Consider the following 5,959-nt stretch of genomic DNA (forward strand, 5'->3'; position numbering starts at 1 on the left):
CCGACCACCTGCACGCCGTCGGCGAGCAGCTTGATCTCGCAGAGCTGGATCTTGCGGCCCTCGCGCAGTACCTCGGTCGCGATCGTGAGCGGCGCCACCGGCACCGGGCGCATCAGATCGATGGTGACGCGCGCGATCTCCATCGGCGCCGCTGTCGGGATGCGTTCTGCCGCCCACGTCACCAGCGAAGCCGGGGCCGAGCCGTGCTGCATGCGCCGGTCCCAGGGACCGGCCGCATCAGGGCTGGTGACGACGCTGTTGCCGTCGACGCGGTAGATGGCGGTCATATGTTCTCTGTGATGCACGATCGGAGTTCAGAAAAAAGTGTCGTCCCCGCGAAGGCGGGGACCCATATTCCCAGGGAGAAGTGGCGGCGCGAAACCAGTATCCACGAGTCTTCGCCAAACTACTCCCTGTGGTTATGGGTCCCGGATCTGGGCTTCGCTTGTCCGGGACGACAATAGCTCATAGCGGCGGATCGATCGCTTCCTCGTACTCCTTCTTGAAGCGCGCGATCAACTCGGCCGCCGGCACGACCTTGTCGATGCTGCCGATGCCCTGGCCGCTTCCCCAGATTTCCTTCCAGGCCTTCGGCTTGGCGCGCTCGCCGGAAGCGTCGGTGCCGAAATTCATCTTGGACGGATCCGAGGTCGGCAGGTTTTCGGGATCCATGCCGGCCGCGAGGATCGACGGCTTCAGGTAATTGCCGTGCACGCCGGTGAAGAGATTGGAGTAGACGATGTCGTCGGCGCTGGAGCCCGCGATCATCTCCTTGTACTTCTCGACCGCGTTGGCCTCCTTGGTCGCGATGAAGGCCGAGCCGATATAGGCGAAGTCGGCCCCCAGGATGCGCGCGGCGCGGATCGCCTTGCCGTTGCCGATGGCGCCCGACAGCGCGATCGGGCCGTCGAACCACTGTCGCGTCTCGGCGACGAAGGCGAGCGGCGAGATGGTGCCGGCATGGCCGCCGGCGCCGGCCGCAACCAGGATCAGGCCGTCGGCGCCCTTCTCGATCGCCTTGTGCGCGAATTTCTGGTTGATCACGTCGTGGAAGACGATGCCGCCCCAGCCGTGCACCGCCTGGTTGAGCTCCTCGCGCGCACCGAGCGAGGAGATGACCATCGGCACCTTGTACTTGGCACAGAGCTGCATGTCGTGATCGAGCCGGTTGTTCGACTTGTGCACGATCTGGTTGACCGCGAACGGCGCCGATGGCCTGTCGGGATGCGCGCGGTCATAGGCCGCGAGCTCCTCGGTGATCCGTGCCAGCCATTCGTCGAGCAGCTCCGGCGGCCGCGCATTGAGCGACGGAAACGAGCCGACCACACCCGCCTTGCACTGCGCGATCACGAGATCGGGCACCGAGATGATGAAGAGCGGCGAGCCGATCACGGGGATCGACAGGCGCCCTTTGAACAGGGCAGGCATGGACATTGCGGAGCGATCCTCTGTTGGCCGGTCAATGGAAGGTTGAGCACCATACCAACAAGGCAATCTTTCCACTGTCAAGTATTGCGTTTTGGCGTCGGGGCGAAGGCGGCCGCCAATTCCTAGCTGCGGAATTCGCCTCTCGTCATTCCGGGACGGCGCGAAGCGTCGAGCCCGGAATCCATTGGGCGTCAGCACATGCGGCAAGATGGATTCCGGGTTCGCGCTTCGCGCCCCGGAATGACGAAAGGGAGACCAGCCCCTAGTCGATCAGATCCGGATTGATCAGCCGCTCGAACGAGAACATCTCGTCCCACTTCTCCTGAGTCAGCAGCTTGCGCTCGACCACCACGATCTGGTGCAGCGACTTGCCCGTCTTGTAGCCCTCGCGCGCGATCTCGGCGCATTGCTTGTAGCCGAGCAGCGGCTTCAGCACCGTGACGATGCCGAGCGAGTTCAGCACCATGTTGCGGGTGTGCTCCTCGTTGGCGGTGATGCCGACGACGCAATTTTCGCGCAGGCTGTTGACCGCGCGCTCCATGGTGAGGATCGAGAAGAACAGCGCGAACGAGATCACCGGCTCCATCACGTTGAGCTGGAGCTGGCCGGCCGAGGCCGCGAGCGTCACCGTGGTGTCGAGCCCGATCACCAGGAAGCTGGTCTGGTTGACCACCTCGGGGATCACGGGATTGACCTTGCCGGGCATGATCGACGAGCCAGGCTGCAGCTGCGGCAGGTTGATCTCGTTGAAGCCGGCGCGCGGGCCCGAGGCGAGCAGGCGGATGTCGTTGCAGATCTTCGTCAGCTTGCTCGCCGTGCGCTTGAGCACGCCCGAGAGCTGCTCATAGGCGCCGGTGTCCGAGGTCGCCTCGACGAGATCGCCGGCGAGGATGAAGTCGACGCCGGTCAGCGCGCTCAGATGCCGGACCGCGAGCCTGGGGTAACCGGCCGCGGCCGTGACGGAGGTGCCGATCGCGGTGGCGCCGAGATTGATCTCGCGCAGCAGCGCGCGGGCTTCCGAGATGCGATCGACCTCCTCGCCGATCGTGGTGCCCCAGCCGCGAAATTCCGCCCCGAGCGACATCGGCACGGCATCCTGCAGATGCGTACGCCCCATCTTCAGCACGCGGTCGAACTCGCGGCCCTTGGCGAAGAAGGCCTCCTGGAGCTGGCGCAGCGCGGTCATGTAGCTCTCGAGCCGCAGGATCAGCGCCAGCCGAAAGGCGGTCGGATAGGTGTCGTTGGTCGACTGGCCGTAATTGACGTGATCGTTGGGGCTGACGTGCTGGTAGTCGCCCTTGGCGAAGCCGAGCGCTTCCAACGCGAGGTTCGCGATCACCTCATTGGCGTTCATGTTGGTGGAGGTGCCGGCACCGCCCTGGATGAAATCGGTGACGAACTGATCCATCATGTCGCCGGCGATGACGCGGTCGCAGCCGAGGATGATGGCATCCGCGATCCTGGCGTCGATCGCGCCGAGATCGCGATTGGCCATGGCGGCGGCCTTCTTGACGTAGCCAAGCGCCTTCACGAAGTAAGGCTCCTGGTTCATCGGAATGCCGGTGATGTGGAAGTTCTCCTTACCCCGGATGGTCTGGACGCCGTAATAGATGTCGTCGGCGATCTCACGCTGTCCGAGGAAGTCCTGCTCCGTCCGGCTCATGGGCGCTCCTTGCTGCTTGCGCGCGCGACCATCACGTCAGTTCTGACACAGTGCACTGGTCACGAAAGTATCGGTGCGGCAGTCGTCCGGCTTACGCTGCCGGCCTGGGATCAGGACCTTGGCCGAGCATTTTTCGGCGGAGTCGGCGTTCAGGGTCTTGCCCTCCCTGTAACCCTTGCCCTGGCAGAGTTGATCGGCCGCCTGCTTGCAGTCGGGCGCGCCGTTGGAGGAGACCGGGCAAGCCACCCGCCCCGACACCATGGTCGAGGGCTTGGCCAGCCGCGACAGGTCATTCATGGTTTCGCTGGGGCTTTTGATCGGCGGCAGGAGCGAGGGCAGCTTGTCGAACAGCTTGCCCATCTCGTTGATCAGTCCGGGATTCTCCGCTGCCGCCGGCGGCGCAGAGGGAGCGGGTGAAGATGGTGGCGGCGCGGCCTGCGTCCCCTGCTCCCGGAGGCCGAGCGAGGGCGGCGCAGATTGCGTCCATCCCGCCCCGCCGGCACCGAGCAGGAGCGAAAGCATCGCAAGCATCAGTGTTGCCGGTCGCAGGACCGGATGGCCGGATCGATCCGTCATGACCCCAACCGTAGCCGAACCGGACGCGGCGGCAAAGCGCAGAGCTTTAGATCAGCTTGATCGCCACGACGAAGCCGAGCACCAGCACCGCGGCGCCGATCGCCACAACAAGACCGAGATGCCGTTCGATCCGGACCCGGATCCAGTCGCCGTAGCGGTTGAGCAGGATCGCCTCGGCGAAGAATCGAACGCCGCGGGCGACGATTGAACACAATATAAACAGCCAGATGTCGTAACCAGCAAATCCCGATGCAATCGTAATGAGCTTGTATGGGATCGGCGTGACGCCCTTACCGATAATGATGAGGGCGCCATACGTGGCGTAAGATTCGCGAAACGCCTCCATCTTGCCGCCGAGACCATAGAAGTGGATCAGCCACTGGCCGACCGAGTCGTAGAGCAGCGCGCCGATGGCGTAGCCAACCACGCCGCCAAGCACGGAGGTCACGGTGCAGACCGCGGCATAGAGCCAGGCGCGCTCCGGACGCGCCAGCGACATCGGGATCAGCATGATATCCGGCGGGACCGGAAAGAAGGAGCTTTCGGCGAATGACACCATGCCCATGATCCAGAGCGCGTAGGGCTTATGGGCGGCGTCGATGCACCAGTCGTAGATACGTTTCAGCATGGCGCCGCGATGAAGCACCATGGGACGGATTTGTCCATGCCGAGATTGAGGCGAATTGTGACGTTTCTAGTGGCGCTTGCGCGCGGCACGGCTCTCGAGCGCGACAATTGGCCGCCTGGCCGCAACCCGCGGTGACGCGACTTTGGGCAACTTCATGGGTGATTTCGGCAGCTTCTCCGCAATGCCGAGCATGTCTTCACGCCGGCTCATCTCGCGCCAGACGTCCTCGGGCCGTACTCCGGCCGAAGCCCACAGCACGGTGAGATTGTAGAGCAGATCGGCGCTTTCCCGGATCACGGCCTCGCTGTCGCCGTTGACCGCATCGATGACGACTTCAATGGCCTCTTCGGCCAGTTTCTTCGCCATTTTGGAAGGCCCGCGCTGAAACAGCCGGGCAGTGCGCGATGTTGCCGGATCAAGATGCCTGGCCGCGAGCACAGCCAGGTAAAGCCGCTCAAGCGAATCACTCATGTACGCAAACTACTCTAAACAGATGGCGGGCGTGTTAACGCACGACAATAAAAGCAGAAAACGGGCCGCCACGGCAATCGCGACGGCCCGTTATGGTCAACCCATGAATTACCGGGGTTAGTAGCAGTTCTGATAGTAGCCCTGGCCGCAATACTCGGACGGAGCGGTGCCGCCATAGCGCTGATACTGGAAGTTCGGGCCCGGACCGTAATAGGGACCGTAGGCGGGGCGGCTGTAATAGACGGGACCACCGTAGCCATAGCCCGGACCGTAATCATAGGCGTAGGCGTCACGGGACGCGGCGATGGCAAGACCGGTGCCGATGGCAGCGAATGCCGCAGCTGCGGCCGCGCCGCCGCCGCCGCCGTGCCAGTGGCGGCCGCCTGCATAGGAAGCGGTCGGGGCAATTGCGGTCAGCGCAAGCGCCGCCGCGGTGGCAAGAACGGCCTTTCGGCCCGCAAACTTGGAGAATCGCTCGAACATGTCTTGGGCCCTCCTTTGGGACCTGAAATAGACGCCTGCGGACAGGCTCATGCCTCTCAAACCCGCATGACCTAATTTGGGTTCCCCACCCCCAACACAAGCTGAACGGGGTTGCGTAACGATGCCGCAACGCCGCTCATCCGCCGTTCATGTTGGTGCGCGCACGCTCGTTGCGGGCCGGCGCTGCGAGCGTCACGAAATCATAACAATGCGGACCGGCGCTATCGATGGCAGGATTCAAGACGATCGCCCTTCACGGCCTGCTGGCCCTCGCAATCTCGCTCGCCGCATCGACTGCGCGCGAGGCCATGGCGGCCGAGAGCGTCACCGCGGTCCAGTTCACCTTCGACCGTCCGATCGATGCGAGCGTGGCGCCGTTCTTCCTTGCGGCAAAAGACGGCCGCTTCGGCGCCGAGCATCTCAACGTATCCTTCACCACCGCGTCCGGATCGCCGGAAGCGCTCGCACGCGTCGCCAAAGGCGACAGCGAGCTTGCGCTGGTCGACATCAACGAGCTGATCCGGTTTCGTGACAAGGACGACGCCATGCCGGTCAAGGCGGTGTTCGTGCTGTTCAACCGCGCTCCTTACGCGATCAGCGCGCGCAAGAGCCGCGGCATTCACCTTCTGACCGATCTCGACGGCAAGACCGTCGGCGTCGCCGTTGGCGATCTGTCGATTCGGCTGTGGCCGGCGCTGGCGCAGCACAAC

8 protein-coding genes are annotated in these 5,959 nt (G+C 64.0%); 1 reads left to right on the top strand and 7 read right to left on the bottom strand.

What is annotated here, in order from left to right:
* From JHD07_RS30670 to JHD07_RS30700, 7 genes are all read right to left on the bottom strand, one after another.
* Positions 1-287 (bottom strand): acyl-CoA thioesterase domain-containing protein (locus JHD07_RS30670; RefSeq protein WP_291628924.1); only part of this gene is annotated, 287 nt, incomplete at its 3' end.
* 178 nt (positions 288-465) lie between these two features.
* A complete protein-coding gene (locus tag JHD07_RS30675; RefSeq protein ID WP_291628926.1) occupies positions 466-1,434 on the bottom strand; it encodes a nitronate monooxygenase family protein in 969 nt (322 codons plus the stop codon).
* A gap of 256 nt (positions 1,435-1,690) precedes the next feature.
* Positions 1,691-3,091: an aspartate ammonia-lyase gene (locus JHD07_RS30680; protein ID WP_291628929.1), complete on the bottom strand. Its 1,401-nt coding sequence runs from the start codon at positions 3,089-3,091 to the stop codon at positions 1,691-1,693.
* Positions 3,092-3,127: 36 nt separating this feature from the next.
* Positions 3,128-3,667, bottom strand: coding sequence for a hypothetical protein (locus JHD07_RS30685; RefSeq protein WP_291628931.1), 540 nt, complete (start codon positions 3,665-3,667; stop codon positions 3,128-3,130).
* A gap of 46 nt (positions 3,668-3,713) precedes the next feature.
* Positions 3,714-4,316, bottom strand: a complete 603-nt coding sequence (locus JHD07_RS30690; protein WP_291628933.1) for a YqaA family protein — start codon at positions 4,314-4,316, stop codon at positions 3,714-3,716.
* A 45-nt stretch (positions 4,317-4,361) separates the two neighbouring features.
* Positions 4,362-4,766 carry a phosphoribosyl-ATP diphosphatase gene (hisE, locus tag JHD07_RS30695; protein WP_291628935.1) on the bottom strand — a complete coding sequence of 135 codons (405 nt, stop codon included), beginning with the start codon at positions 4,764-4,766 and terminating at the stop codon, positions 4,362-4,364.
* Positions 4,767-4,883: 117 nt separating this feature from the next.
* Positions 4,884-5,249: a hypothetical protein gene (locus JHD07_RS30700; RefSeq protein ID WP_291628937.1), complete on the bottom strand. Its 366-nt coding sequence runs from the start codon at positions 5,247-5,249 to the stop codon at positions 4,884-4,886.
* 227 nt (positions 5,250-5,476) lie between these two features.
* On the opposite strand from JHD07_RS30700, the gene JHD07_RS30705 reads away from it, so the two are divergent.
* On the top strand, positions 5,477-5,959 hold a 483-nt coding region (locus tag JHD07_RS30705), incomplete at its 3' end, for an ABC transporter substrate-binding protein (protein WP_291628939.1).

The organism is Bradyrhizobium sp., assembly GCF_016462955.1.
Lineage (GTDB): Bacteria > Pseudomonadota > Alphaproteobacteria > Rhizobiales > Xanthobacteraceae > Bradyrhizobium.

Bases quoted from the DNA above. Each gene is read 5' to 3' on its own strand.
- JHD07_RS30690 (WP_291628933.1), bottom strand. From the start codon at position 4,316: ATGGTGCTTCATCGCGGCGCCATGCTGAAACGTATCTACGACTGGTGC.
- JHD07_RS30685 (WP_291628931.1), bottom strand. From the start codon at position 3,667: ATGACGGATCGATCCGGCCATCCGGTCCTGCGACCGGCAACACTGATG.
- JHD07_RS30700 (WP_291628937.1), bottom strand. From the start codon at position 5,249: ATGTTCGAGCGATTCTCCAAGTTTGCGGGCCGAAAGGCCGTTCTTGCC.
- JHD07_RS30675 (WP_291628926.1), bottom strand. From the start codon at position 1,434: ATGTCCATGCCTGCCCTGTTCAAAGGGCGCCTGTCGATCCCCGTGATC.
- JHD07_RS30680 (WP_291628929.1), bottom strand. From the start codon at position 3,091: ATGAGCCGGACGGAGCAGGACTTCCTCGGACAGCGTGAGATCGCCGAC.
- hisE (WP_291628935.1), bottom strand. From the start codon at position 4,766: ATGAGTGATTCGCTTGAGCGGCTTTACCTGGCTGTGCTCGCGGCCAGG.